The 25980-nt window shown below is 51.9% G+C and carries 28 protein-coding genes, 1 tRNA gene and 1 riboswitch; of the genes, 8 read left to right on the forward strand and 21 right to left on the reverse strand.

Going from position 1 to position 25980, the window contains the following annotated elements; all coding sequences use genetic code 11:
- On the reverse strand, positions 1 to 878 hold an 878-nt coding region (locus ACOJWD_RS07145), incomplete at its 3' end, for a radical SAM protein (protein WP_486992536.1).
- 993 nt (positions 879 to 1871) lie between these two features.
- Here ACOJWD_RS07145 and ACOJWD_RS07150 point away from each other — a divergent pair.
- The gene (locus ACOJWD_RS07150; protein ID WP_486992537.1) at positions 1872 to 3545 is read left to right on the forward strand and encodes an FAD-dependent oxidoreductase; all 1674 of its coding nucleotides are present in this window, start codon (positions 1872 to 1874) and stop codon (positions 3543 to 3545) included.
- Positions 3546 to 3760: 215 nt separating this feature from the next.
- On the opposite strand, the gene ACOJWD_RS07155 is transcribed toward ACOJWD_RS07150, so the two are convergent.
- On the reverse strand, positions 3761 to 4132 hold the full coding sequence (locus ACOJWD_RS07155; protein ID WP_486992538.1) for a hypothetical protein: 372 nt from the start codon (positions 4130 to 4132) through the stop codon (positions 3761 to 3763).
- Between the two features lie 206 nt (positions 4133 to 4338).
- Here ACOJWD_RS07155 and ACOJWD_RS07160 point away from each other — a divergent pair, with 206 nt between their 5' ends.
- A complete protein-coding gene (locus ACOJWD_RS07160) occupies positions 4339 to 4614 on the forward strand; it encodes a hypothetical protein (RefSeq protein WP_486992539.1) in 276 nt (91 codons plus the stop codon).
- 237 nt (positions 4615 to 4851) lie between these two features.
- Here the strand turns inward: ACOJWD_RS07160 and ACOJWD_RS07165 are convergent, their stop codons facing one another.
- On the reverse strand, positions 4852 to 5535 hold the full coding sequence (locus ACOJWD_RS07165; RefSeq protein ID WP_486992540.1) for a class I SAM-dependent methyltransferase: 684 nt from the start codon (positions 5533 to 5535) through the stop codon (positions 4852 to 4854).
- 214 nt (positions 5536 to 5749) lie between these two features.
- Between ACOJWD_RS07165 and ACOJWD_RS07170 the strand changes: the two genes are divergently transcribed.
- The 3 genes from ACOJWD_RS07170 (at position 5750) to ACOJWD_RS07180 (ending at position 9258) form a co-directional block, all read left to right on the forward strand.
- Positions 5750 to 6217 carry a MarR family transcriptional regulator gene (locus tag ACOJWD_RS07170; RefSeq protein WP_486992541.1) on the forward strand — a complete coding sequence of 156 codons (468 nt, stop codon included), beginning with the start codon at positions 5750 to 5752 and terminating at the stop codon, positions 6215 to 6217.
- Positions 6218 to 7092: 875 nt separating this feature from the next.
- On the forward strand, positions 7093 to 7671 hold the full coding sequence (locus tag ACOJWD_RS07175; RefSeq protein WP_486992542.1) for a histidine phosphatase family protein: 579 nt from the start codon (positions 7093 to 7095) through the stop codon (positions 7669 to 7671).
- A gap of 237 nt (positions 7672 to 7908) precedes the next feature.
- Positions 7909 to 9258 carry an ISL3 family transposase gene (locus tag ACOJWD_RS07180; RefSeq protein ID WP_486992543.1) on the forward strand — a complete coding sequence of 450 codons (1350 nt, stop codon included), beginning with the start codon at positions 7909 to 7911 and terminating at the stop codon, positions 9256 to 9258.
- Positions 9259 to 9339: 81 nt separating this feature from the next.
- On the opposite strand, the gene ACOJWD_RS07185 is transcribed toward ACOJWD_RS07180, so the two are convergent.
- A complete protein-coding gene (locus ACOJWD_RS07185; RefSeq protein WP_486992544.1) occupies positions 9340 to 9606 on the reverse strand; it encodes a hypothetical protein in 267 nt (88 codons plus the stop codon).
- 148 nt (positions 9607 to 9754) lie between these two features.
- Between ACOJWD_RS07185 and ACOJWD_RS07190 the strand changes: the two genes are divergently transcribed.
- Positions 9755 to 10426, forward strand: coding sequence for a hypothetical protein (locus tag ACOJWD_RS07190; protein ID WP_486992545.1), 672 nt, complete (start codon positions 9755 to 9757; stop codon positions 10424 to 10426).
- 2 nt (positions 10427 to 10428) lie between these two features.
- On the opposite strand, the gene ACOJWD_RS07195 is transcribed toward ACOJWD_RS07190, so the two are convergent.
- From ACOJWD_RS07195 to ACOJWD_RS07260, 14 genes are all read right to left on the reverse strand, one after another.
- Complete coding sequence (locus ACOJWD_RS07195; protein ID WP_486992546.1) at positions 10429 to 10782, reverse strand: glutaredoxin family protein; 354 nt, start codon at positions 10780 to 10782, stop codon at positions 10429 to 10431.
- 63 nt (positions 10783 to 10845) lie between these two features.
- On the reverse strand, positions 10846 to 11478 hold the full coding sequence (locus ACOJWD_RS07200; RefSeq protein ID WP_486992547.1) for a hypothetical protein: 633 nt from the start codon (positions 11476 to 11478) through the stop codon (positions 10846 to 10848).
- Between the two features lie 234 nt (positions 11479 to 11712).
- Entirely contained in the window at positions 11713 to 12069 is a 357-nt protein-coding gene (locus ACOJWD_RS07205) for a winged helix-turn-helix domain-containing protein (protein WP_486992548.1), read from the reverse strand.
- A 61-nt stretch (positions 12070 to 12130) separates the two neighbouring features.
- Positions 12131 to 12224: riboswitch (cyclic di-GMP riboswitch) on the reverse strand.
- 395 nt (positions 12225 to 12619) lie between these two features.
- Positions 12620 to 12708: transfer RNA gene (locus ACOJWD_RS07210), tRNA-Leu, on the reverse strand.
- An 8-nt stretch (positions 12709 to 12716) separates the two neighbouring features.
- Positions 12717 to 13139 carry a S1 RNA-binding domain-containing protein gene (locus ACOJWD_RS07215; RefSeq protein WP_486992549.1) on the reverse strand — a complete coding sequence of 141 codons (423 nt, stop codon included), beginning with the start codon at positions 13137 to 13139 and terminating at the stop codon, positions 12717 to 12719.
- Between the two features lie 104 nt (positions 13140 to 13243).
- A complete protein-coding gene (locus tag ACOJWD_RS07220) occupies positions 13244 to 13510 on the reverse strand; it encodes a hypothetical protein (protein WP_486992550.1) in 267 nt (88 codons plus the stop codon).
- Positions 13507 to 13740, reverse strand: coding sequence for a helix-turn-helix transcriptional regulator (locus tag ACOJWD_RS07225; protein WP_486992551.1), 234 nt, complete (start codon positions 13738 to 13740; stop codon positions 13507 to 13509). The genes ACOJWD_RS07220 and ACOJWD_RS07225 overlap by 4 nt, the downstream gene beginning before the upstream one ends.
- Positions 13741 to 13840: 100 nt before the next feature.
- Positions 13841 to 14242, reverse strand: coding sequence for a spore cortex biosynthesis protein YabQ (gene yabQ / locus ACOJWD_RS07230; protein ID WP_486992552.1), 402 nt, complete (start codon positions 14240 to 14242; stop codon positions 13841 to 13843).
- An 11-nt stretch (positions 14243 to 14253) separates the two neighbouring features.
- Positions 14254 to 14529 carry a sporulation protein YabP gene (gene yabP / locus ACOJWD_RS07235; protein WP_486992553.1) on the reverse strand — a complete coding sequence of 92 codons (276 nt, stop codon included), beginning with the start codon at positions 14527 to 14529 and terminating at the stop codon, positions 14254 to 14256.
- A 57-nt stretch (positions 14530 to 14586) separates the two neighbouring features.
- Positions 14587 to 14826, reverse strand: a complete 240-nt coding sequence (locus ACOJWD_RS07240) for an RNA-binding S4 domain-containing protein (protein WP_486992554.1) — start codon at positions 14824 to 14826, stop codon at positions 14587 to 14589.
- A gap of 73 nt (positions 14827 to 14899) precedes the next feature.
- Positions 14900 to 15175 carry an HU family DNA-binding protein gene (locus ACOJWD_RS07245; RefSeq protein WP_486992555.1) on the reverse strand — a complete coding sequence of 92 codons (276 nt, stop codon included), beginning with the start codon at positions 15173 to 15175 and terminating at the stop codon, positions 14900 to 14902.
- A 76-nt stretch (positions 15176 to 15251) separates the two neighbouring features.
- The gene (locus ACOJWD_RS07250; RefSeq protein ID WP_486992556.1) at positions 15252 to 15632 is read right to left on the reverse strand and encodes a hypothetical protein; all 381 of its coding nucleotides are present in this window, start codon (positions 15630 to 15632) and stop codon (positions 15252 to 15254) included.
- A gap of 27 nt (positions 15633 to 15659) precedes the next feature.
- A complete protein-coding gene (locus ACOJWD_RS07255; protein WP_486992557.1) occupies positions 15660 to 16112 on the reverse strand; it encodes a MazG nucleotide pyrophosphohydrolase domain-containing protein in 453 nt (150 codons plus the stop codon).
- Between the two features lie 75 nt (positions 16113 to 16187).
- Positions 16188 to 17705: a putative polysaccharide biosynthesis protein gene (locus tag ACOJWD_RS07260; RefSeq protein WP_486992558.1), complete on the reverse strand. Its 1518-nt coding sequence runs from the start codon at positions 17703 to 17705 to the stop codon at positions 16188 to 16190.
- A gap of 188 nt (positions 17706 to 17893) precedes the next feature.
- Here ACOJWD_RS07260 and ACOJWD_RS07265 point away from each other — a divergent pair, with 188 nt between their 5' ends.
- Together ACOJWD_RS07265 and ACOJWD_RS07270 are read left to right on the forward strand one after the other, a co-directional pair.
- A complete protein-coding gene (locus tag ACOJWD_RS07265; protein WP_486992559.1) occupies positions 17894 to 19102 on the forward strand; it encodes a D-alanyl-D-alanine carboxypeptidase family protein in 1209 nt (402 codons plus the stop codon).
- Between the two features lie 329 nt (positions 19103 to 19431).
- On the forward strand, positions 19432 to 20742 hold the full coding sequence (locus tag ACOJWD_RS07270) for an LCP family protein (protein ID WP_486992560.1): 1311 nt from the start codon (positions 19432 to 19434) through the stop codon (positions 20740 to 20742).
- Between the two features lie 125 nt (positions 20743 to 20867).
- Here ACOJWD_RS07270 and spoVT read toward each other — a convergent pair whose 3' ends face one another.
- The 3 genes from spoVT to mfd all read right to left on the reverse strand — a co-directional run bounded on the left by spoVT (position 20868) and on the right by mfd (position 25939).
- On the reverse strand, positions 20868 to 21422 hold the full coding sequence (gene spoVT, locus ACOJWD_RS07275; RefSeq protein WP_486992561.1) for a stage V sporulation protein T: 555 nt from the start codon (positions 21420 to 21422) through the stop codon (positions 20868 to 20870).
- Between the two features lie 94 nt (positions 21423 to 21516).
- Entirely contained in the window at positions 21517 to 22446 is a 930-nt protein-coding gene (locus tag ACOJWD_RS07280; protein ID WP_486992562.1) for a peptidylprolyl isomerase, read from the reverse strand.
- Positions 22400 to 25939 (reverse strand): transcription-repair coupling factor, encoded by a 3540-nt coding sequence (mfd, locus tag ACOJWD_RS07285; RefSeq protein ID WP_486992563.1) that lies wholly within the window; start codon positions 25937 to 25939, stop codon positions 22400 to 22402. Before mfd ends, ACOJWD_RS07280 begins: the two co-directional genes overlap by 47 nt.
- Positions 25940 to 25980 lie beyond the last annotated feature (41 nt).

A 25980-nucleotide genomic window follows, 5' to 3' on the forward strand; every position in this document is an offset into this window, starting at 1 on the left:
AACTCTGAATGCCGATAAATCTGAGAAAATGGCTTATCTCGAACGTTACCTGCCGCCACCGGCAAATAGCCACTCGGATAAACGAACCCCTGATGGTCAATAAAGGCAAATCCTCGTGCCTCTCGCGCGACCTCGCGAGGCGCCGCCGACTCGGGATGCCGCTGATGGAGGACACGCGACCACTGAGGCGCTCCCACCGACGTGATGCGGAACGAGACTTGCGGAGCAAAATCAGCAACCCACTCCAGCACGTCTTCGATCTGTTGGCTAGAAAGGGCATCCATTACGCGAGCACGGCCCGTTGGAATGACGAAAAACAATTCCCAACTAGATACGCCCAGGCTCTTCACGAGATCAGCCATCTTTTCAATCTGATGCACCGTTTGCTGACTAATCGACGTGTTAATCTGTAATCGGAGCCCTTCCTGCACAATGGTCTTGGCCATAATGACCGTGCGGTCATAGGTTCCCCGCACGCCACGGAATGCATCATGGGTAGTGGCATCAATCCCATCAAGACTCAAGGAAATCGACCGTACACCTAGTGCCTTCCATCGCCGAACAACCTCTTGAGTGAGCTTCGGCGTCACACTCGGAGCGATAGATACCAGCAAATCACGTTGCACCGCAGCTTGAATAATGTCATCCAAATCATCACGTTCCAACGGATCGCCGCCAGTAAGCACTAAAATTGGTGAATGCCGAAACCCCTGGTGCAAATCATCAAGTACAGGAAGCATCTCTGGATAATCGAGTTCTTGGGGATCTCTGCGGGGAATGGCACGGGCTCGGCAATGGCGACAATGCAACTGGCAAGCCCGTGTCACTTCCCACGTCACTACATGCGGAGCATCCGAGTACGGGTCCACGGCTATCATCTTCCCTCCATCTGTCGTTGCTTTGAGTATAGAGATCACGCTTCGCGCTGGTTAGGGCTCTTTGTCCCGAAAGGGAGGACCATCTGGACCTAATCCCCCAACAACACGACACCACCAGCGTCCGTCGATAATCGCCAAGATCACATCACCGATCTCGTCATTGGCCTCTATCAGGTAGCCATTACTGCGGGCGGCTCAGATCTTCACGCAATCCATCAAATACTGGCCATGCCCTTTCATTGGTGAAATCGAAGGTGATGCAGGTAGCGGTCAGAAAAGACGGCAAGCGCACTTCCTGCGGCAACACTCAACTGTAGTGGAGGGAAATGAACCAGCTATACCCCCGATGAAACGGACGGAAAGAGAAATTACTTATGAGAACACCTGTTCTAAGGTCGTCATAACCAAATATTTTTTGTGGTTCGATCCCCACCACTCTCGGGACCAACGGACATCCCCGAAAGGTCCAATAGACGGCGGACGATAGAAACTCGTAACGATACTATGCTGACTCGAACGGAGGTGTCCTGGAATTTGCTAAACTTCTTCTCACACCTATCCCCATGGGTCACTATGATCCTCTGGCAACTCACCATCTGGGCACTCGTCATCGTAGGCATTTTGGCGCTACGGCGACATCGTTAACCACTTCTAGTGGCAGTAATGGTTCATTGATCGAAATCAAAAAAGAGCCGCAACCTCTGCGCACCATGGGTATCCTAATTTACCTAATCCGTCGAGTATGCTCATCCCCAGAGCACCTCGTGGTCTCTTTAGTTACGGCTCTCTTGGTCAACAGCCGATCACGGTGGTCCTCCGAACTTCTCTTGAATCATGACGCCGATGCTGCGTGATTTTGTGCCAGCTTCTACGCCGCTATCCCGAGATTATGCTGAAGTTTGGCCATCTGACCCGTTCATTCTGCGCCCTTTGGCCCTCACCCCAATATACCTATATGGGTATATTTAATAAAAACAACTGAGGAGAATTGTGATGCGCATTGCTATTATTGGTGGAGTCGCGGGTGGCGCTAGCGCCGCAACGCGAGCAAGACGTCTTGATGAACACGCGGAGATTGTAATCTTTGAAAAAGGTCCCTATGTGTCTTACGCGAATTGTGGACTTCCATATTATGTGGGCGGGCAAATTTCAAGCACTCAGGACCTGTTATTAGAAACTCCGGAAAGCCTCTGGGATCGCTTTCGTATCCGCGTCCATGTCAACACTGAAGTTATCGACATCCATCCTCGAAGCGGCCAATTGCGCTACGTCCAAGCGAACAGTACCTATGAAGATCACTTCGACCGTTTCATATTAGCGCCCGGAGCGTCCTCTATTCTCCCAAACGTCCGAGGAATCGACCGCATGGACGTCTTTAGCCTCCGTACGGTACCAGACGCTGTGCGCCTTCGCGAATATCTCGATCTGCACCTAGTACGACATGCGGCGATCATCGGTGCGGGATTTATTGGCCTGGAAATGGCAGAGGTGCTCCACAGCCTCGGAATCGAGGTCACGTTAGTCGACCAAGCTTCCCACGTCTTGCCCCCGGTCGACCTCGACATGGCGCGGGCCCTTGAAGCCCTTCTACCCACCCTAGGAATACACCTCGCACTATCTAGCCCTTTTACGGGAGTTCACGGAAAGTTGGGCCATCCTATTGTAGACATTGCCTCTGGCGCACGCCTAGCCGCTGATGTCGTCATAGTCGGGCTGGGTGTGCGTCCCTCGCTCAGTCTCGCAAAATCCATCGGCCTCAAACTCGGCCCCACGGGGGCGATTCGGGTCGACCACCACATGAAAACTTCAGAAGAACGCATTTGGGCTGCGGGAGACGCCGTAGAGAAATGGGACTTAGCAACCAACAAACCGCGCTGGTGGCCGCTCGCTGGGGTTGCCAACAAAGAAGGCCGTGTTGCTGGAACGAACGCCGCGGGCGGAGATGCCACTCTTCCGGGTGCGCTCGGTACGGGCATCGTGCGCCTCTCTCCTTATGTCATCGGGATGACCGGGCTCACGGAAAAGGTAGCCACACGCGAACACATCCCGTATGAGACATTGCATACCCTAAGAGGAAATCATGCCGGATATTACCCGGGTTCCACAGACATCTTGCTCAAATTACTCTATGACCCGCACACAGGCCGCGTTTTAGGAGCACAAGCTCTCGGCGAGACGGGCGTCGATAAACGCATCGATGTGATGGCCACCGCTATTCAGGGGCGAATGACAGTCGACGACCTGGCTAATCTCGATCTTGCCTACGCTCCACCGATTGGTGCGGCCAAGGATCCTATCGTCATTACCGGAATGAGCGCTGTTAATCGCCATCAGGGCTTAATTCAAAGTATATCGGTTGATTCTCTTAGTGAATGGCTCAAAAGTTCCAATCCCCCCATCGTGCTCGATGTTCGTGATCCCGACGAGGTTCAAGAAAGCGGCGGAATTGAGGGAGCACAGCATATCCCCCTCAATGAACTTCGGGAACGACTACACGAAATTCCTTCCGGGCAAACCGTCGTGGCTTGTTGCCGTAGTGGACATCGCAGCTATCTGGCGACCCGTATCCTGTCACAAAACGGGTGGTCACGTGTGTTCAATCTAGACGGCGGCCTCACGGTGTGGAACTTAACCCATTCTTTGACTCACTCGCAGATATCGTCCTAGGTGGTGAACCACAAAGTGACGCTGAGGGTTTATGTACAACAAAGCACCGTCATGGGGAGTCTTGAGCAGCAGGGGCCTAAATTTCCGTAGACTGGGGTGTTCTATGCAAAGAATCATCCATGATTTTCATCGTCTGGTCATTCTAAATCCAGCTACCCCACGCCATCATTGGAGCGTTGTTCCGCCCAAGGCACATACGGGCTACTAGGTCCGCGTCAGTCGTCGATTGACTGACAAGTCCACATGCCCTGATCCCATGATTGCGGAGAGACGTTGGTGCTTAACATCGGTTCAATAATGTCTTGATCCACCATCTCCGTATCCGCAATTCCGTCTAAACACGCCACCAAAATAGCTCCCCCAGGTGAAGAGGGTACGCTGAGTTTTCGCAATAGCACATCTGAGCTTCGACCCATCCCTGCCTTGAGACGTTGATACGCGGCCTCCACGTCTCCAACATACCGCGTGTCACTTGCATCGCCTGGTTGCGCTAATTGCGCTGTCCAACTCTCTAACTCAAACGTCAGCCGGTGAATCTGATCTAACATTTTTTGCACTTCTCGGGAGAGTTCCATGATGATAAACATGCCCTCGTTGACGACTGACTATGCCGCACATGAGTTGGTGAGGTGCCCATGCCGATCATCTGTCTCTCGCCTAACAAACCACCCGAAGACACAATCTCGTCACCTGCATATCATGGATTAGACTCGCTCCTCGGTGAAGTATCTACTCTGAGAGATCGACATGAAGAAAGACAACCACGATGCAATCACATCCAGGAGGGGATCCTATGCTGACATGGACGGAACTGGGGACCATAGCCGGTGCTGTTGCCGTCGTGCACGCGGTGCTATTTTTACTTCGTAGAATTTGGCCCAAGGCATCTGGGACCATAGCGGCCATCCTAGCCGCCGAAGCTCTTATCTGGGCCTATGGAGCAACAACAAGCCCGTGGTCTGCCATGGACATGTTGTTGTGGACCAGCAACGGTCTCATTGTGGCGACAGTGGCTCTGGGTGGTGTGAGGGCAGTCCAAAACTCTGCGATTAAACCGCCGACCGCATAAGACCATTTCAGGTTAAGAGAGCACCTCGCTCGAGGTTGACGACTTCCCACGCCCGAGACAGAGACGAAGCCTCGTCTAGTGTTACGCTGTGGAGGGCACCTCCCCCTATGGAAAAAGTCTCGCTGCATCATACACGTGTCAGTGTTTCACGCAGGTCCAAACGCACGGCGTCTCGTCCAATGTGTGCCGCAAATCCGAAAACGGTCCATCCCCACGCGTAATTTTGTCATGACGCCTTCATTCAATTTGTCCTCCCTTAAAAAGCCAAACCTGTAATCCAATGCCTTGTTTAATGACGTGATAGCGGGAAAAGCCGGTTTGCCTGATGAGCGTTTCGAAGCCTTCCTTCGTATAGGCACCGCCTTTGAGAAATGTCTTAAATGCGGCCTTCACGAAGAGACGATCAAATCCAGTCATACCCGATGCTGCGATTTCATCGTTGATGTCCTGATTGGTAGCGGCATGATTCATATCAGCAATGAGCGCCATACCCTGAGGACGGAGTATACGGTACATCTCGTTAAGCGCATTGAGTGGCTCCTTGAAGTTCTTAAAGGCCGCGGTGCAGATGACAAAATCTATCTCGCCATTGGCTATTGGCAGAGCAGATGCATTGCCCTGTTTGAATTCGCAAGAGACGTTGGCTTGCGCGGCATTTCTCTTCTCAATTTCAACAAAGTCGGTGCTCAGTTCAACTCCGGTTACGCGAAAACCGCGCCGCGCCAGTTCAATGGCAAGGTAGCCTGGGCCGGGAGCCACTTCTAAAATAGTGGCACCTGTATCCAAACGCGCCTCAACCAAGTCCGCATACCTCTTCATTTCAGACATCCGAAACTTACGACTATTCTTGTCATACCATCGAGCATTCCATCCATAAATACCGACGTCCTTCTTTTGCCGAGCACTCTTCATCAAGCGCATTTCGCCGTCCTCCTACTTTCACCTTAATCACATCATCTGACTGTCTGGTGTCGGGGTGTCCCCGTTCCTGTTGAACACGGACGATGGGTTCTTTATACTGTCTATAATCTCTAACCTCTTATACATCAAGACTCTTACCTATTTCATTATTTATCTTAGTTATTAAGATACTTTTTATTCAAGCTTTCTTGATTCTCGCATTGGAGGAAACCGCATGAACCCAGATGACCGCCGCCGAGAGTTGATAGACCAGTTACAGTATCTAGGCCAAATGTCCAGCACGGAAACCGCCTTGTTTCATCAGATGGCCGCATCGAAATGCGGTGTGGGCATCACCGACATGAAAACCGTGAGCATTCTCGTTCAAGAAGGCCCGATGACAGCGGGTGAGATTGCACTTCGACTCAGCCTCACGACAGGGGCTGTGACGAACGTGATCGATAGGCTGGAACGAAAAGGCATGGCCAGACGATCAAAAGATACAAAAGATAGACGAAAAGTCATTGTTTCAGTCATTCCTGAATCACTCACAACCACCGCAGCCATCTATCAATCCATGGGCCACGCCTTTGAGTTGCTTTTGGCGAATTACTCGGCAGAGCAACTAGAATTCTTGGTGGAATATTTGAAAGCGTCCATTGAATTGCATCAGAAGGAGATTGCTAAGTTGGCCGGCGACTAGGCGCGGCGCTAACTTTTTGCATCTGCTGCTAGAATGGTGCAGCCTAGTGTACAGAGATCGCAGATGCGAGCCGTGTCCGAGACACCATTCCGTTGCCCTGAAGAGATGCTGCCATACACCGTAAATATCCTGGAGTGGTCAGAGCAAAACAACTCATATGTAGTGACTGACCGCCCGGACCTTCCATGTTGTGCCCCGTATCGGGATACAGTGGCTCATGCGGAGGAGACTATTCAATGCGGTTTGGATGGAGCGCATGAGATGGGGAGATGTCTCTCCACTCTGAAACTTAGATCCAGCCATTGAATTAAGCTTTTTAGCGGTATGAACATAAACACCCAGCCTGTCATTAACATCGTCTGCCGGCCCGTCACGTAGCCAACCCCAGCGGGCGAAAGTAGTCATAACCATTGAGGGGTTCGATGCATAGCGATCCGGCTTTTTCGGGACGTGCGATGAGCTTGCCTATGGCGAGTGAATACGCGATAGATCCCAAAGGGGCGAGAGCAACTCACCGTCCGCGCGGATCACGTTAGAGCAATGACCACAAGTACGGATTGCTGGGTTAGTGCGGGCGAAAGGCTCATCACACACAAAAGCGTGTACCACGGTGCAATACTGTGTCGGCATCCTGCCTCCGGTGGACCATCAAAAGCGTATCAAGCGTTTTCGAGCACCGTTGACACGGAGCGGGAGCTCTTCTGCTATTGTTATGCCATGAAGTTTTAAAGAATGCCCGCCCAAAGGTTCATTGGAACGAGCTTCAAGTGGCGCCCACTTGCAACGTGCCGATATATCAGCACCCATTGAGACCAAAGCTGCTCGTTTGAACCGCTATTCTCTCCAAAAGATCCTCGAGAGTAGGAGTGAGTTTAATGGCCGAACTGTATATTGTTCGACACGCGCCGGTGACTGTAGACCCCCGCATACCCTCAACGGAATGGGATCTTTCGACAGAAGGCCGTGCAGCCGTCAGGCATTTGGTGTCTGATAGTAATTCTTGGAATGATGTTAAATGTATTTATCACAGTCCGGAATTAAAAGCAGTGATAACGGCCAGTATCATCAGTGAAATGATCGGTGTTCCCACTCAGATGATGGCCGACCTTCACGAGCTACCTGCGCCCGCCATTCACCCTACTAGTGAGTTTATTCGTCGTGTCGGGGAATACCTTGAAGGGCATTCCGATCCCGACTTCGAAGACCATTGTCACGCGATGGAGCGTATCGTAGGTTGCGTCCGACGAATTGCTAGAGACGCCGACGGTCATACCATTGCCATGGTTTCTCACGGGCGAATCTTAACCGTCCTCTTTAGCTATTTACTCAAGCGACCAATGACCGTAAGAGAGTGGCAATCGATTCAATGGCCCGATTTGTCCGTTGTGGATTTAGACTCTTGGACTGTGAAGCGAGGATTCTTCTCAGATCTTGCTGTCCGAAATGGCACCTAATGCGGTCGGTGGAAGCACATCGCGCGATCCGACTTATGGTACCCCTTGAGACGGATTGGTCTTGAAGGCAAGAAATTCAGGGTATTCGTATTCCGTGGTTGATCCAACTTTTTGGTTGACATCAAACAACTCGTTATAAAATCGTAGTCTATGATTGATCTCCTGTTCGCCACACGTTATGCTAAAATCGTAGGTCATGATTGATCGACGCTACAAATACCCTTGAGGGGACCGCCATTGAAATCGATTCCGAATCTCTTGAATCTTCCTGGATACGTGATCACGGATGTTCGTGAGATAGACGATGCCTACCACGTTTCTGCAAAAACGAGTGATGGGCTGGCAGCATGCCCGCATTGCCACGCTGTTCACATCGTGGGGTTTGGTCGCCGAACGCAATGGATCAAGGACCTTCCCATGCATGGCAAGCGGGTGGCGTTATATCTGGACACCAGACGCTTTCGGTGTAAGGTTTGCGGAAGAACGTTTTATGAAACGTTGCCGGCGGTGGATGCCAAGCGGCTGATGACCGAGCGATTGGTGACCTGGGTGGCCCAGGAAGCCTTACGGCGACCCTTCGTGCACGTGGCCGAAGACGTGGGAACTAGCGAAGGCACCGTCCGCCAAATCTTTAAAGAGGCGGTCGCTCGTTGGGATGAGGATCGTCGGGTGGAAACGCCCAAATGGTTGGGACTCGACGAAATTCACCTGATCCGGCCCCGTGCCGTTATCACCAATGTCCAGGAAAGGACGCTTGTGGACATCTTAGTCAATCGCAATAAAGACACGATCATGCGCTATCTATGCCACATGCCGAACCGGGACCGCATCGCCGTGGTCACGATGGATATGTGGCGCCCGTATAAAGAGGCGGTCCGCGCAGTGTTGCCCCATGCAACGATCGTCGTGGATAAGTTTCACGTGGTGAAGATGGCTAATGCCGCCGTCGAACAAGTGCGGAAACAACTGCGGACCGCGCTCTCCCCGGCCCAGCGGCGCGGGTTGATGCACGACCGGTTTATCTTGCTAAAGCGCGAAGCCGAGCTTAACGAACGGGAGGAACTCTTGTTATCGACATGGGTCCAAAACTACCCCATCCTCGGAGCGGTCCATCAGGCCAAAGAAGCCTTTTTTGATCTATATACGGCCACGACTCGTGCACACGCCGAGCAACGGTTTGCGGCATGGGAGCAGGCGTTATCGGGGCAGACACGCGTGGCCTTTGGAGATGTCCTTACCGCATGGAGAAACTGGCAGCAGGAAATCTTGGCGTATTTTGACCATCCCGTCACAAATGCATACACGGAGAGCCTCAACAGTTTGATTCGCGCGACCGATCGCATGGGCCGCGGCTATAGTTTCGAGGTATTACGCGCCAAGATGCTGTGGGCGGAAGGCGCCATCAAAAAGGTACCGCGTCGCCCTAAACTGACACGACAATCGAGGACCCTCGCGGACCGCTGGCCCCCTGTAGGGAATGTGGGGCGCCCCCTACTCGACGATGATCTTTGGGAGGCCACAGCCGACACCGTCTATGGCACGGATTTGCGCACATTAGTTCATCGCATCGATACCGGAACTCTATAAGGATGTGCCATGACCGCCGTCAATATGAGACCTTACGGTCCCCATGATACGTGTGATTGACTTCAATGTAAAATGCTTGGCTTACGCCCGAGACACTACCGATTGGATGGCGGTTAACCCCCCCAAAGCAATCGCCGTCACAATCAGACCGTTACTCGTCCACAACAGCATGCCCGTGAGCGACCACCCCGAAGTCAACCCTCCGTATCCCCAGACGATGATTTCGGCGGTGCCCAGCGCAACCAGGATCGTCGGGGCATGGGGGAACAATCGGCGTGTCACAAAGAGGACCGCATGGACGCACAGGACAGCCCCCGTGGTGGTACCGAGTATGGGCCAGTTGAGCATCGGGTTCTCTCCTCTCTGTTCTAATCTCTGGTAAGCCTGTCGGTCTACCGCCAATTCCTTCTGAGATGTAACCCATCGACGCTCTCCATCGTTATTCAAATACGACGGATCATCATCGGATTCAGCATTCTAGCGAGGAGGCATCTGCATGAGACAATACCTTTTCCACACGTTGGGGTTAGCACTGGGCACGCTCGCGTTGGCGGGGTGTGGCATCAACAACCATTTCAATTCAACAGCAAGGGCAAGACCCCACCATGGGAACCTCACCGTGCATGGTCATAACACGCCAGCACCCAGCCAGGCGACGTCCTTGAATCCTCCTTTGACCATCCCCTGGATATTACCGAGTCATTTACCACAATCTGCTTTGGCTAGCCATCCCTGGCCTCTTTATGGCAGCTCGTCCTTAAACCAGTTTCCTGCTTCGTGGCACGGTCAAGATTCTTTTAATCACTGGCGTGTGCCCCCGGGGTGGATTCCTTATCTCTACAAAAATGAGAAGACTAAAATTACCTCGGATATTCAGACCAGTCTAGGACAAAAAATACCGTTGACGTTATATATCACCTTACAAGGTACAGTATTTCTGTATCCCCAAACGTTTAGTGGCACCCAATGGCCCGGTCCTCAGGGAGACATTGCGGATATTCCACCAACAACGATTGTTGCAGAATTTGTGCCGTTGAAGCCAGCGGTTCTCGCCGGCATTATTCCCGTCAGCGACAATGAACCATCGGGTGTCGACGGATACACCGCTTCCGTGTGGGAAAAGGTTCTGCATATGTCAGCTGCCCAGACTAACCACATCATTCGTTAACGTCAGTGTAAGGTTGAGTTTCTTGTTGATGACATCACAAAAATCGTGTATGGTGATGGTTGGCTAATGAGTTTATGAAAGCGTGGAACGGCGAGATGATCTACCCATAATGGCATTGCCAAGCCATAGCGGTGATGGAGAAGGCGTCGCAGTTTGTGGGAATTAAACCCTTCGATCACAACATTGTGGTCTCGCAAGACAGGAAGAATCTTGGAGCCTGTTCGCATGAAATCCCTACGCGCTTCGAGATCTGACACAATGTCCCGTTCAATAAATGGAATGTTGAGATGGTTAAGCACATGTTTGACCATTTGTGAATACGGACATAAAGGCTGAGTAAATAATTCCAATGGCATAGGAAGCAGATTCTCCTTTCAAGAGTCCAGGGGCTTTGCCCCTGGACTCGGCTATTTGACTATTTAACTCACATAATCGAGAGATGAGTACCAGCCGGAGTCATACGCAATGACGGTGAGTTGTTCTCCTGCATAACTCTGACCACACAACCAATAATGACCAGAATCCCATGGCGAAGCTCCCATTGCTTCCATGGCAGCATAACCGGCTTGTTCATGGTATGATTGAATCTCTTCTTCGCTCGCCCCGGATGGGATGTCTGTAACACCAGGCCACGCTCGGCTGGTCGAGGTTTGCGAGCATCCGTTATCCGTGGGAATTCCCGAGGCGCTTAGACTGCCTGAAAATCCATCTTCCCATGCCCCCGCCCAATTAACGGGCTTGCCATAGATGTTGGTAAAAGCGTTAGCACCACCATTATAACTGTAGTTTACTTGGTCGATGTACGCTTGTACTCCATCGCCTAATGTGCAGAATACCGGAAAACTTCCGCATGTACCATTAGTGCACTGACTAAAGATGGATCCTTGGTCAGCTGGGTTATTAATGGGGATTCCCCATTCTGCATACCATTGACTGGCAATGGCAGACTCGGGTATACCTGTACCTGATGACGCCGTCGAAATATATGAGCCATAATCGGATAGAAACGTCGCATAATCTGGTTTGCTGGGATATGGGTTGGGACAAGACATATTTGTAACCTCCTCGTAGTAGATATGGTAGTACACGTCCCCGGTGGGCCGTTTATTAATGACCAACTCGGTATTACCACCTTAATCTTATGATCTCCATCAATCGAGCGCCTGTAGTGACGTGATCCCCCTGTCTGAGAGGATGATTTGAGCATACGCGCCGGATCTGATTCTTGGCCGATAATAACCTGAAACGTATCCGGAATTAACCTGATACGAATCTGATACGAACCTTCATGAAGACCATGCAGAAGGGGAGAAAGGATCGAATTCCACCACGACCGGCGCAACCTGTAAGAGATAGCCCGCCTCCCGCCGTGTCACAAGGAGCTGAGGGCGACGGGGATTAGGTTCAATAGCCTGACGAATACGGTGAATCTGGGGAAATAAATCGGCGGCCGTTCGAATATCTTCAGGCCACCCGACACGGAGGAGCAGAGCGTCGGGAAGAATTTGATGCGGATGGTCCAAAAAGCACGCCAAAATCCGGTAGGTCCGTGTCGGCAACGGCACAAAGTGATGCGCACGCCATATCCCTTGTTGGTTGGGGTCGACGATAATCCGCTCACGCAATTGTAAGCCCCTGATCATCCTTGCATCTCCTTAGGGAGGGCACTCTACCGACGATCCGAGAGCGACGCTCGTTCCCATAAGAGGCGGTCCGGCTATCTGGTCCCGAAGGATCAGGACGGAAGACCCGATGACTTTGCGACCCCGGCTTCCGCACGGGTGTGCCCTGTGAAATGTTGGTAATGATATAACGCTGATAGAGACGGACAAGTTACGCCAGCACGATGAGAGCTTGATTAAAGCCGAAAAGCACTCAATGCACCATGACATAACACCCCGTTTGCGGAGTGATCAACATGGTCGGGTGTTTCAACACCCCGTCGACGATGTCGCCATTTCAACAGAACGTCCATGGATGAACAACAGGCTAAGGGGAACCGGTTTCAATCACGGAATACGAATACCCGAAATTCAGAGCTCAGGGCAACCGAGGTTTCGGACAAATAGCGCTCGCAAAAATAGGATCCACCGTTATACATCGCGTATGTCCCCCCAGCGTGGCGTCTACGCAAAAATACTTTGAGACAAAACAAAAACCCGCCATTACACCTTGTGCGGGTCCTTCAAAAATTGGTGCCGGGAGCGGGACTTGAACCCGCACAACCCTTCCGGATCGGAGGATTTTAAGTCCTCTGCGTCTGCCGATTCCGCCATCCCGGCAAAATATATTACGCGCCCCGTCCTCCACGTTTGGAGTCATTATTACGGCGCAAGTCTTGCAACCGGTCTTCACTGTCGCGCATAAACCGCTGCATCTTATCTTCAAAAGACACCTGCGGCGCACGCCGCTGCTCACCTCGATGTTCTCGCCGAGGCGCGCTGTCACGCGTTGAGGGGCTTGTCGCAGACTTCGGTTGGGCTTGGCGAATCGATAATGCCACTTTGCCATTGGCATCCATCGACAACACCTTCACTTGCACCTTATCATTTTCCTTATAGTAGTCTTTGATGTCCTTAACATAGGCATCTGCGACTTCGGAAATGTGTACCAGCCCGGTGCGACCATTAGGCAACACAACAAAGGCGCCGAAGTGGGTAATCCCGCTAATGGTGCCCTCCACTATCTGACCAACTTCCACTTCAGATGCCATTGAGACGTCGAGGTCCTCCCATGGGAACGAATAAGAATCAATTAATTATATGTTGGAGACCGGAAAAATGTCAACGGTAACACCAGTTCAGATTCCCATATTTTTCAAGGTGCCGTATTGGCCGTCGGTAACGGTGTATCTCCCGCTAGAATTTGCTTCAAGGTGGTGGAATTATGCAACGCACTGATATCGTGACTCAGCACCCGATTTTGCGCTCGAACCGACGATATCTTTTGCGTCAATACCGCATCTTGCTGGCCAATCGCAATCATATGATGCACCGAGACGCCCGTCCAATAGATTAAGTAGGCGGCGATAAAAATTGTGGCTATGCGCCTCCATCGAATTTTGACTTTCTTGGATTGACTCATTGGTCATCACCTTCCTCATCCTCACCGAACACCCCTAATGGGTCACCATCAATGACAAATACCACTTGATAACCTTTCGCTTTCGCTCGGTTATAGAGTGTAGCTACTGTCGCAGGAGAGAGTCCCAGCTTCTTGCCGACCTTGTCATTGGATTGTCCTGTCTCTTTCAGCGCCACGACTTGCCTTTCGCGGAAAGATAGTCGTTCCATACCACGAATTTCTATCTGCATAAGTCCTCAACTTATCCACAAAGTGTGCACAACCTGTGTACAATTTTATTACGATATTTGTACGATGTTTTTACATTATAGGATATCCACAGGTCGCATGTCACTCCTTTCGAGGAGGTTTTTTAGACTTTCGAATCCGCTGGCGCACGAACCCCCGAAACCATCTCCCAGGCGCCAGCGCATAGTGCACCATACGTGCCTCAGCACGCGCGATGGACACTAAAGCTTGCAGCACCACAGGTGCTGCAAGCCATGTCCATAGTCCGTATCCGACCATGACAAATCCTACGCTCCAAATGCGGAAGTCTCCCCACTCTGTCCAAAATAATATGATAAGAAAACCCATGGCAGCCAAAAGAAACCATAGCCAGTCAAACAGTTCCGATGATCCCGGAACCAAACGGTAGACCTTTCGACAGGCCCCGTATCCGGTAGCAAACAACCCCAATCCCATTCCGGTCAATATCCATATCGCAATAATCAGCAACGCATCCGAGGCCATCACTTCTCCTCCTAGCGCCACATCTTTTTCCAGGCCGAATTGGTTTCTCCTCGGCCCGGCTTCTTTCGTCCATACTGAATCGCATCAAATTCGCCTACCGCAATAAAGTGTCCTTGATCTAAATCAAGGGTTTGAATGCGCAAATTATGTCCCCGCACGGTGAGCGACCCCATGGTGGTTGACAGCACAATGGTGTCATCGTCAAAATTGTCCACATGCTGAACTCCCTCCAACGAGAGACTTTGACGGTTGATAAGCGCAATCGAATGCTCCTTCTTCTCTTCCATGCGGCCACCCCTCTTAGCACACCCTATTACTAAAAAGGTATGACCCGTTCGATGCCCTTAGACCTCTCTGTACATCGTCTCGGCGTCCTTCGCTGGGACATTATCACGAATGGCTTCGACCACGACACGGCGAGGACCGCCGGGGACTTCCAGAGTAATCTCATCCCCTACTTTGACTTCGTAGCCCGCCTTCACGACTCGGCCATTGACCGACACCCTTCCCAGGTCGAGAACCTCCTTTGCGACCGTACGCCGCTTAATGATACGACTCACCTTCAGATATTTATCAATGCGCACATGGCCACCTCCCACTTGATAAGAAAAAGAGGCCGTGCCAGCGATCCCGCACGACCTCGAAAAGATAATAAGGCTATTTTGCTACAGAATCCTTCAGCGCCTTACCTGCCTTGAACGCCGGCACCCGACTTGAAGAAATTTCTAAGGTGTCTCCCGTGCGTGGGTTGCGACCCACGCGTGCTGCACGCTCACGCACCTCAAAAGTACCAAATCCCACTAAGGAAACCCGATCGCCTTTCGTTAGCGCCGACTCAATGCTTTCCACGACTGCATTGACCGCACGTTCCGCGTCTTTCTTAGTCATTCCTGCTCGCTCTGCAACTTCGGTTACCAACTCTGCTTTGTTCAAAATTTTCCCTCCTAATCAAATTCGTTAACGGATTTTCGCATCCAGTAATTCGCCAAAGCGCCTAGAAATCCTTTTTTTACCGCAAATTCTTCGTGATTTCGCCATTTTCGTTGGCTAGTTGCGCTAATTTCTTCCACAAAGCCCATTCGGCATCTTGATGCTGGATACGGCCTCCCGCAGCGACTGCCCAGGCAGCATCTGCCAGAATTTCCTCTATTGTCCCCTCGGATTTGTCAAAATATACCTCAAGGAGCGCGAAGATTTCTTTGTATACCTTGCTTTCCGGATTTATTCCCAATTTCGATAACCGTTTTGCTGCCACCAAACTCGGATACACCCACATGGCTTCACGTTGATGTGGAGGTTCAGTGGCCTTGAGGCTATCCCACTGTGCCCGCACTTGATCCGAGTCGGACCAATCCTCCTCAGAAAACACATGAGGATGTCGGCGCACCATTTTCTGGGCATGCTTGTGGGCAATATCCTAAAAAATTGTGTTCTCAATCAGCGCTCCTTGTAAGACCACCTGCAGCAAAACGTCTCCAAGTTCTTCAATATACGCATCCATGTCCTTGGCCATCAGCGCTTCAGCCGCCTCGTAACTCTCATCCAGCAGATAGCGCAATAGGGTTTCTGGCGTCTGCTTTTTGTCCCAAGGGCAGCCATGGGGACCAAGGAGACGAGTCATAACATAGATGAGAGGCCCGGCCGCCACCGGAATTCCTGGCAACGTTAAACTATCCCCGGCTTTCAGGTCAAGTGCCTTAAGCGCACTATGGCGCATATATTCCTTATGTCCAGAGGCTCTTGTCACTACCCATTCCGAGTCTTCCGGAAAGAGTGAGCCGAAATGCCTTAGGACGTCAGCGCCTGACAGGGGACCACCAATTTCAAAACAATCGGCGTCATCCCAACTTTGTAGTCGCCACCGTGCCATTTGTGGCCTCCCATATGTTGGAGTTATATCTCAACACAGGGTTAGTATAGCAAAAGTCCTCGCAAGTCTTGTATTTTAACGTTCTTTCAGAACGTACGATAAGGTATTGAGTTCCCCAGAGAGAATCAGAACAGCGCCATAGAGCACCACCCCCAAGGGCACGGCTACCGCTATTAGTACCACTCGACTATGCACCCAACCTGCATTGATCCATAGACTTAGCCCCATCGCCATCACCACGGTGCCTGCCAAAGGCCACACTAAGCTCTGCAACGGATGCGTTCCCGTCCCCGCGAGCTTAACCCAATCACGCCAGTTCAAATAGGCGGTCGCCAGGGCAGCCACCACCGTCCCGACCGCCGCACCACGAATGCCCCATGACGGTAAGGCGGTTAACCACCATGTCAAAGAAAATTTAATAGCCGCCCCATAGATCAAGTTTCGCACCGGGATCCACCCATGCCCTGACGCTTGTAAAGACGAACCCATAACTTGTTGAACCGCTAGTACTGCCGATCCTAGCGCTAAGACCTGCAAGGATCCCGCCGCCCCCGTTTGACCATACAGCACTTGCGTGAGCGGATGCGCCAACATCATGAGTCCTCCGGCCATCGGAAGCCCCAGTAGCCACACCAAATGAATCGCGGCATCAACCTTGCGATTGGCTTCATCGTGTTCACCGGCAAGCGTCGCCTTAGCGATAGCAGGAACCAGAGACACCGCTAAGGCTGCCCCCACCACCATGGTGAGGTTAATGAGTGGCATAGCCTCCCCGCTCAATTGGCCAAATCGCGCTGTTGCCTGCGGAAGCGTAAGACCAGTTAATGTCAAACGAATCGGAACAAACATCGAATCCGCCATTAGCATAAGAGGAAACAGCAACCCCGAAAATGACATCGGTAGCGCAATAGTGAAAAGGCGCCAGAGGTCTCTTCCCGGAAATCGACCGTGGAGCGACCACGATTTTCGGTGAAACCGCTCCGCAGCTAAAAACAACATGCCTGCCATCGCCCCAGCCGGAGCACCAATGGTGGCTCCCGCAGCGGCCAAGTCTACGCCTCGTGGTAAGAAGTGATAAGCTAAGGGAAACATCACCATCACTCGCACCACTTGCTCAAGAATTTGCGACAAGGCCGTAGGACGCATATCTTGAATGCCCTGGAAATACCCACGAAAGCTGGCTTCCAAAGCCACAAAGGCCAGCGCCGGTGCCAATGCCCGAATCGCCCACGTCGCGGCTGGCTCGTTAAACAATACGCTAGCAATCCAGGGAGCGCATAACTCCATCACTCCCCCCAACGCCATACCGACAATCCCCAACGCCACTTGCGCCCATGAGGACAATCGCTCGGCTCCTAAAAAATCCCCTTGGGAGATTTTTTCCGCCGTTTGCTTGGCCAAAGCCGTCGGAATACCATTTACGGAGATAGCGAGCAAAATGGCATAAAGAGGATAGGCCATCTGAAACAATCCGACCCCGTAATCGCCTAAGACGCGCGGTAAGAAAATACGATACACCGCTCCGATAAGTTTAGAGACAAATGATCCCAACGAGAGCCAGAAGGCTCCCCTCCATACGGAATGTGCACCCATACAGTCCTCCCGATTTCCTCTGAGCTATCCATATGCCTCAGACGAAACGAAAAAGACCAAGCCCTCCATGCCGCTTGAAATTTCTGGAGATCGGCGCCCTGAGCCACAATAAGTTCTATAATCCTGTCGTAACTTGTCAGGCCTCTGTGGCGTTTTACTTATGAAAGCAAGAGAGAGGAGCATTCGCTTTGCGCACATCGTATGTAGCGATTATCGTAGCTGTTGTCATTGTCGCGATAGGAATTATACAAGTGGAGAGACCGGTTTCCACCCCGAACGTGGTAGCCAGCGTACCTGTGACCAATCACATTTCTGGCCATCTTCCCAGCTTACCGTGGCCCAAGGGGGTCCAAGCTGAGGTGGATGTCCCTAATGTGGGAAGCTTCGGAGAAGAAGGTCCCACGACGGCCGCCCCTATTGGTAGCGTCACGAAAATGATGACGGCATATTTGGTCTTGAAAGCTCATCCCCTAGGAGCATATGCTCAAGGCCCAAGCCTCACGATGACTGCTCAAGATGCCACCCTTTATCAAGCGGATGCTGCAACACAACAGTCCGTGATGCCTGTTGTAGCAGGGGAAAAAGTTTCTGAACGCAAATTGCTTGAGGGACTGTTAGTCGCCTCCGGAAACAATGCCGCAACCATGTTAGCTGACTGGGTTGGCGGAAACACTACCCACTTTACCCAAATGATGAACCAAGCCGCGCAATCGCTCGGGCTCACCCAAACACACTATGCGGGTCCAAGTGGACTAAATCCTGAAACAGTGAGTACCGCGGCCAATGAAGTGAAGCTTGCAGAAATCATGATGAAGAATCCCACGTTTGCCGAAATTGTCGCCATGCCGCAAATGACCACGGATGGCAAAACCGTCGAAAATTACAACTACCTTATTGGCCATGACGGAATTATCGGTGTGAAGACCGGATCTACGTTGAACTCTGGAGGCTGTGTGATTATTGCCGGTAACCGTACAGTAGGTGCACAAACCGACGTGGTCTACGTAGGCATCGTGGGCCAAGAAGGAACCCAGACACAAAGCCAATTAATTCTGGCATTGAACGACTCGAAGAGTCTTCTTGACGCTGTTGGCCACGACTTAGGCGACTACACGGTGATTCATCCCGGAACCAAGGTGGGAAGTATTAGCGTGCCTTGGCAGGCTCCCGTCAGTCTCGTCGCCGCGCGGTCCATCAGCCTTCAAGGTTGGCCCGGGCTCACCTATCATGCGGTCATGCATTTAAATCCCATCAAGGCCGATAGCGCCATTGCCCGAGGCACAACCATAGGCAGCCTCACTGTAACAGCCGCAGGAGGAAAAACCTACACTGTACCAGTCAAGACGGCCAGTGCGCTTGCAAAACCGTCATTAACGTATCGTCTCGAGCGTCATTGATGTAATTGTCGTGTACGCGTGGCCACTAGATCAAAAGACTAAGAAGGGACTTGTCGATGTCAGTTTACGATCATCAATACGGAGTTCGATCAAGACACGTCGGGATTCATCATGGCTTCTCAGCGTGTTGTGATCCATTCGTTCATGATCGTAAACTGACCTTTTCCCATCCGAACTTTGCTCAACAATCGGGGGCACAGGGGTCGGCCCTTGCCTCGCCACCCTAATGGCATTGCACGATTTATCGATGGACAGTGATCGCTGCCACTATTGTAGGCATCCACATATGGCCATTGACTGTCGTTTGCCAAATAAAGGAGGAACTTCGCATGAAGAAAGATCCTAACAATAACGATCCCCACAATACGGACCGCACTGTACGCGTACGCCAGCGTCGCAAAAAACGGCGTCGGGCCGTCATCCTACTCGCATTGCTGCTATTGGCCGGGGGAGCCGTCTATTACGGCTACAATGCCTTAAATCCCCGAGAGGCTTTAGCCACAGCCAGAGTCCAATCACTCAACCGCCATTATTCCATTACACGCCGCCATGTGACGATACTGCTTCTCGGCAATGCGCTAAGCATCATTAATGGCAAAGATATTAAAAACCCGAAGGTCCGCGATCGCACGGACGCCATGATGCTCATTAGCCTCGATACTAAAACCGGCGGAGTCCATGTGTTATCCATTCCGCGAGACAGTTTAGTGGATATTCCCCATGTGGGAGAAACCAAGCTCAATGAAGCAAACTATTTTGGTGGTCCTAAGCTTGCGGTCAAAGAGGTCGAACATATGCTTGGTGTGCCGGTTGATTTCTATCTCGAAACCACCATGTGGAACTTCGCCGATATTATTAACCAACTGGGTGGACTTACGGTGGATGTCAAAAAACCCATGCACTATGGGGGCACGGGTAATTACCTGGACATCAATTTAAATCCCGGGGTGCAGCACTTAGACGGTCAAGAGGTATTAGAATTTGCGCGGTTTCGGCACGAACCGTTGGGGAGTATTGCGCGCAGCTTCCAACAACAAGAGGTTGTGAAAGATTTGATGCATAAACTGTTAAAGCCGGCAAACTTACCAAAGCTGCCGGAGATTGCCCTAGAGCTGCGTAAAGATATTGTCTATACCAACCTCCACACCAATCAGCTGTTGTCCTTAGCTGTACTAGCTCGCAAGGTCTCTCTCTCTGACGTGCAATTTGCGACCATCCCAGGCACGCCCACTCGCCGCATGGATCCGTATATGCACATCGAGTTAGATTATTGGGTAGATAATACCCAATGGGAGCACCTTTTAGCAGAACAGATGGTCGGTAAAAACTGGACTGCCGCTCAAAAAAAGAACATTCATTTCGAAGTCCGGAGCGGAACCGATTCACTCGCCCCCGCCAAGGCTTATGCTGCCTGGCTTATCTCTCAAGGCTACTCGGTCAATGAGGTGATTTGGGCCAATCATCATGATGACCAAGGAAACACCATTACCAACTTCACCGGAGACAAGACCTTTGCTGATCAGATTGCCGCGGGTCTAGGCAGCCTCTCCAACACCACCATTGATGATAGTCCGTATCACGATCAACCCGACTTGGCCATGGTTGTCACGGTCGGGGCCAGTGCGAAAATCCCCACCTAAAGTGGTGTCCCTCATCGTCTGGTGTGGACACGATGACACACTCCTCACGGAAGACAGAAACCGCAATGATCGTCAGTCGATCATTGCGGACTTCCATGGTGTTGTAGGTGAGGTATAGGCTTCTTTTATTGCTCCATTTGCTTAGCCAGGAAGCCCGCAGCCGTTTCGGCTAGTTTGATTTCCATATCGCCCATTTTGGTATCTAGCTCGCGACTACAGATGATAATCGCTCCGATGGGATCGCCTTCTGCAATAATGGGTGCAATCACTTCCGCCACAAACTTGTCCTCATCCTCATCCCCAATGATGCTGCCTTTGGGACGGTGATCGCCGCGATTATAGAACAGCGTTTTGCGGTCTTCCATCGACTTTTCCACCAGTGCGCCGAGCGCCTTGTTCAGAAACTCCTTTTTCGGAGCCCCCGACACCGCAATCACGGCATCACGGTCCGCAATTAACGCGATATGCCCGATGGCTTCGTATAATGAATCGGCGTATTCCTTGGCGAAATCCCCGAGTTCCCCAATCGGCGAGTATTTCTTCAAAATGACCTCACCGTCCCGATCAACGAAGATTTCCAGTGGGTCTCCCTCACGAATTCTGAGGGTTCGGCGAATTTCCTTCGGGATTACGACGCGACCTAGGTCGTCGATTCTCCGGACGATTCCCGTAGCCTTCAAATGAGCGCCCCCTTTCTCTTCGCATCTTCAGAGGTAGTATATCGAGGGCAATTCCGGATTATGCGTTTTTTCCAATTTTGCCGAATGGTAGAAGTTACTCCACGATCAGATGGAGGGTTTTCATCTGCCCGTCGACCCAATGGTCAAACGCCTGCTCCTTAGCTTGCTGCATCAACCGATCCTCGATTTCCGGTTGCACAGTGCTAAATGGAATTGCCACTCCCGCTCGAGATGCTTGAACTTCGATGATAGAGTAGCCCAAACGTCCTTTGACTATACTCATCTGTCCGGGCAGCATCGAGGACACCACGTCTCCCCATGAAGCCGGCAGAGTTGAGGTCGCTCCAAGGGGTATAAACCCCCGACTACCGCCTTCTAAACGCGCACTATCAATAGATTCTCGACTCGCCAGTGCGCTAAAACTGGCCCCGTCCTGTATTTTTTTCATCAGAGACTGGGCGGTCGCTCGCTTATGCACGGTAATATCGCGCAGCAAGATCTCCGATGGAGCCACAAAAAATTGAGGGTTTGTAAGATAGTATTGGTACGTATCGTGACTGGATGGTGATTCGACATCGTGGGTCACGTGACGATAGGCTGCTCTAACCAACGCTTGCCCCGCCACGTAATCGGAAAAGGCTTGGAGCGACAAATGATGCTCGTTCAGTCGGGTGTTAAGGGTCTGGGCTCCCGCACGATTAGAGAAGTCTCGGTGAATCTGCTGTTGGGCCGCCTCACGGGCATCTGCCATCGTCGTCAGGTGATGCCGTAGTGCCCAGGACTCCACCCACGCTTGCTCTGCTACCGCTTCGATCTGCGCTCTAGACACCGTTTGACCCTTCTCTAGACGCAGATCTTGAATCACTTCACTCGATCTTAGTGCGTTGTCGACCGTCGACTGCGTCACTTTCACTGAACCAATGTGCGCCACCATGCGAGTCTCGGCAGACGATCCACAACCACTAAGTATCAGTACGCTAAGAACGGTGAGGCTTCCCACCCAATGGCTCCGGAACGTGTGCATAATCGTCCCCCTTGATCGTTGTCAACACCACTTCTGCAGTATTGAGGGCATCGAGCGCGGTTGACCGCATCGGCATTTTAATGCCAATTTCTGGAGCGCGATTCGTGGCGGGAAGCAATCGGCCCGGAAACTTTGCCGCCAAGAGGCGAATCGCTTCGCTACTGACCGCACTCTCACCCGTTCCACGCACGAGAAGGCGGTTTGAGCGATGAGACACGGACACCAGCCGCAATTCCTTCGCCATGACTCGCACACGTGAGAGTTGGATCAGGCGTGTCACTGACTCTTCCATTGCTCCAAAGCGGTCCTCGATTTCATCCGCTAGCTCGTCAACCTCTTTTAAGGTTCTGGAAGACACCAACCGTTTATACACCTCAATCTTTTGACGAGGGTCCGAGACATACCCTTCAGGGAGGTAGGCATCTACCTCGATTTCAATGGACGGATCCGGTGTAACCGAGACCTCCTCCCCTTTGAGCTGCCGAATGGCTTGACTGAGCATTTGCGTGTATAGGTCAAACCCGACTGAAGCAATAAACCCGTGCTGCTCAGCCCCAATGAGATTTCCCGCCCCCCGTATCTCCAAGTCTCTTAGCGCAATCTGATAGCCCGCTCCGAGTTCGGTAAATTCTCTAATGGCCTCGAGACGCCTTTCTGCTTGCGGCGTAAGCATTTTGTCTTGCCGAAAGGTAAAGTACGCATAGGCTCGTCGGCTAGACCGCCCCACCCTCCCTCTGAGCTGATAAAGCTGCGCTAAGCCCATCCGGTCAGCGTCCTCCACAATCAGCGTGTTCGCATTGGAAATATCTAACCCGGATTCAATAATATTGGTCGCTAAAAGGACATCATATTCTTGGTCGATAAACCGTGCCATCACGTCCTCAATCCGCGTTTCATCCATTTGCCCATGCACTACGCCTAACCGCATTTCGGGAAACATCCGCATCAAACGCTCAATAATGCGATCCATCGCCATAATACGATTCTGCACATAATACACTTGGCCACCGCGATCTAATTCACGCCGGATGGCATCGTAAATCAGCGCTTCCTCATATTCAATCACCACGGTTTCCACGGGCAGTCGATCTTCCGGGGGAGACTCTATCACACTCATATCGCGAATACCGACCATGGCCATATGCAAGGTGCGAGGGATGGGGGTAGCGGTCAGTGTTAGGACGTCAACATTTTCGCGCAATGACTTCATTCGTTCTTTATGGGCCACACCGAATCGGTGCTCTTCGTCCACAATCAAGAGCCCCAAATCTTGAAACTGAACGTCTTTTCCCAGCAAGCGATGCGTGCCTACTAATAAATCAACCTGCCCCTTTCGCAGTCGGGCTAAGATGTCTCTTTGTTGCTTGTGGGTGCGAAACCGACTCAATACCTCGATCGTGATCGGGTATCCCGCCATTCGCGCCTTAGCGGTGGTAAAATGTTGTTCCGCTAAAAGCGTGGTTGGCACCAACATCGCTACTTGTTTCCCGCTCATGATGGCTTTAAAGGCCGCCCGCAAAGCCACTTCGGTTTTCCCATAGCCGACGTCTCCACAGAGTAGCCGATCCATCGGTTGCCCCCGTTCCATATCGCGCTTAATTTCAGTGATAGCGCGTAGTTGGTCCGGCGTTTCTTCATAGGGAAAGGAGGCCTCGAATTCCCCCTGCCACGGCGTATCCTCCGAAAAGGAATAGCCTGGACGAGATTCGCGTACGGCATACAGGCGGATCAACTTCTCCGCCATATCCTGTACGGAGGCCCGAGCGCGTTCCTTAGTGCGATGCCATTCTTGTCCTCCCATCTTGGAGAGGCGTGGTTCCTGTCCTTCGACACCCACATACTTTTGCACTAGACCCAGTTGGTCTACAGGTACGTAGAGCGTATCTTGACCCGCATATTGCACGTGCAAGTAGTCTTTGTGCTGACCTTGAATGTCCAGAGTATCAATTCCGAGAAACCGCCCAATGCCATGCGTCACATGCACCACGTAATCCCCAGGCCTCAGTTCGTTCAAACGCACATGAGCCCGCGGTTCGCGCCGTCTCGCGACTTGTGGAGACACTTCCCGTCCCGATAGCTCGGTCTCAGCCAACACCGCTAATCCCAATTCTGACAGAACAAAACCATGCGATAACTGTCCCACCAATATTCCCACTTCACCGGCGACCCCTAATCCTTCGTGAACGGGAATCTCAAGATCAATGACTTGATGGGTCATCACCCGAGCGCTCTCTTCATCCCGCACCACCAATACTGACCTCATGCGAGACTTCCTCAGATGGGCCAATTCCGATTTCAGCAAATCGCGCTGGGCATGAATGCGAGGAGCGGGACGCCCGGTAAGACTCATCACATAGGCGGTACTCCCTTGCCCATGAGGTAGAAGCGAAAGAGCGACCGTGCCATGTCCGCGAATGTCGGCCGATAGACGATCTTCTCGAATGCTCATTTCGACCTCCATGGGCAAAAGATCTCCGCGTTCTAGCCGTCTTTCAAAATCGAGACGCTCCGAGGCATCTAACCCTCGCCAGGCCTCTTGAATTCGCGGTAAATCTTGGTACACAATGACAGGAAGCGTGGCAAAGACTGCCGTCAGAGGCTCTGGTTGGTAAAACGCTGCAGTATATCGTTCGATGCCGGGAAAACTATGCCCTTCGGACAAGTCATGCAAATACCGAGCGAACCGCTCATGGGCACGATTGGCTTCTTCCGTTTTTCCCACAGCCACTAAATTCTTCATCACCTCATCGGACTCGACCGACAGGCGATGAATCGCAGCATCCCGACGAGCTTCTGTCCAAATTAATTCACGCGCCGGACCTAATGACACGGACGACTCCATCGAAATCGTCCGTTGCGTATTGGGATCAAACACTCTGACAGAATCGACCTCCACATCAAACCACTCGACCCGCACCGGCGGACCGCCGGGACGGTATATGTCCATGATCGCCCCACGCCAGGCAAATTGCCCTTCCTCAGTGACTTCAGTATCGCGCTCATATCCCAATTGAATCAGGCGCTGAACCAAAGCTTGAGGGTCAATCCGATCCCCAGGACGTATCTCCAGAGGCTGCTTCGGCGGAGGCACGAGGCGCTGACGTAACGATTCCACCGGAGCGACCAAGATGGATACGCGGTTAAAGGTTACGGCAGTTAACGCCTGGAGTCGCCGATCATGCCACTCATAGCTTTCTGCGCGTACATCCCCGCTGAGATGTGGGCGAGGCGGTAAGAGGTGAATAGGCGCCTCGGGCAAAAAAGAGGACAGTTCTGCTTCCATCCTCCGCGCCTCTTGGAATCCCGGAGTGATCACTAAGAGGGGCCGATCGAGGCTCTCCGAGAGAGCGGCCGTGATATAGGTCGGTAACGAACCCGATAAGCCGTTTACCTGCGCATTGAGACCCCCCTCATCCAATCGGCGGACAAGTTCCTGATACGGTTTATATCCCTGCCATAAAGACAGTAACTGTGTCAAATTCGTTGTTCCCATGAGCACTAATCATCCCCGCACACCAAACACGGGCTAGATGC

This window comes from Sulfobacillus sp. TH-112 (assembly GCF_057473405.1).

Bases quoted from the DNA above. Each gene is read 5' to 3' on its own strand.
- ACOJWD_RS07190 (WP_486992545.1), top strand. From the start codon at position 9,755: ATGAGACAATACCTTTTCCACACGTTGGGGTTAGCACTGGGCACGCTC.
- ACOJWD_RS07160 (WP_486992539.1), top strand. From the start codon at position 4,339: ATGCTGACATGGACGGAACTGGGGACCATAGCCGGTGCTGTTGCCGTC.
- mfd (WP_486992563.1), bottom strand. From the start codon at position 25,939: ATGGGAACAACGAATTTGACACAGTTACTGTCTTTATGGCAGGGATAT.
- ACOJWD_RS07175 (WP_486992542.1), top strand. From the start codon at position 7,093: ATGGCCGAACTGTATATTGTTCGACACGCGCCGGTGACTGTAGACCCC.
- ACOJWD_RS07260 (WP_486992558.1), bottom strand. From the start codon at position 17,705: ATGGGTGCACATTCCGTATGGAGGGGAGCCTTCTGGCTCTCGTTGGGA.
- ACOJWD_RS07220 (WP_486992550.1), bottom strand. From the start codon at position 13,510: ATGAGTCAATCCAAGAAAGTCAAAATTCGATGGAGGCGCATAGCCACA.
- yabQ (WP_486992552.1), bottom strand. From the start codon at position 14,242: ATGGCCTCGGATGCGTTGCTGATTATTGCGATATGGATATTGACCGGA.
- ACOJWD_RS07270 (WP_486992560.1), top strand. From the start codon at position 19,432: ATGAAGAAAGATCCTAACAATAACGATCCCCACAATACGGACCGCACT.
- ACOJWD_RS07150 (WP_486992537.1), top strand. From the start codon at position 1,872: ATGCGCATTGCTATTATTGGTGGAGTCGCGGGTGGCGCTAGCGCCGCA.
- yabP (WP_486992553.1), bottom strand. From the start codon at position 14,529: ATGGAAGAGAAGAAGGAGCATTCGATTGCGCTTATCAACCGTCAAAGT.
- ACOJWD_RS07170 (WP_486992541.1), top strand. From the start codon at position 5,750: ATGAACCCAGATGACCGCCGCCGAGAGTTGATAGACCAGTTACAGTAT.
- ACOJWD_RS07205 (WP_486992548.1), bottom strand. From the start codon at position 12,069: ATGATCAGGGGCTTACAATTGCGTGAGCGGATTATCGTCGACCCCAAC.
- ACOJWD_RS07195 (WP_486992546.1), bottom strand. From the start codon at position 10,782: ATGCCATTGGAATTATTTACTCAGCCTTTATGTCCGTATTCACAAATG.
- ACOJWD_RS07250 (WP_486992556.1), bottom strand. From the start codon at position 15,632: ATGGTGCGCCGACATCCTCATGTGTTTTCTGAGGAGGATTGGTCCGAC.
- ACOJWD_RS07255 (WP_486992557.1), bottom strand. From the start codon at position 16,112: ATGGCACGGTGGCGACTACAAAGTTGGGATGACGCCGATTGTTTTGAA.
- ACOJWD_RS07200 (WP_486992547.1), bottom strand. From the start codon at position 11,478: ATGTCTTGTCCCAACCCATATCCCAGCAAACCAGATTATGCGACGTTT.
- ACOJWD_RS07280 (WP_486992562.1), bottom strand. From the start codon at position 22,446: ATGCACACGTTCCGGAGCCATTGGGTGGGAAGCCTCACCGTTCTTAGC.
- ACOJWD_RS07215 (WP_486992549.1), bottom strand. From the start codon at position 13,139: ATGGCATCTGAAGTGGAAGTTGGTCAGATAGTGGAGGGCACCATTAGC.
- ACOJWD_RS07225 (WP_486992551.1), bottom strand. From the start codon at position 13,740: ATGCAGATAGAAATTCGTGGTATGGAACGACTATCTTTCCGCGAAAGG.
- ACOJWD_RS07165 (WP_486992540.1), bottom strand. From the start codon at position 5,535: ATGCGCTTGATGAAGAGTGCTCGGCAAAAGAAGGACGTCGGTATTTAT.
- ACOJWD_RS07185 (WP_486992544.1), bottom strand. From the start codon at position 9,606: ATGCTCAACTGGCCCATACTCGGTACCACCACGGGGGCTGTCCTGTGC.
- ACOJWD_RS07155 (WP_486992538.1), bottom strand. From the start codon at position 4,132: ATGTTTATCATCATGGAACTCTCCCGAGAAGTGCAAAAAATGTTAGAT.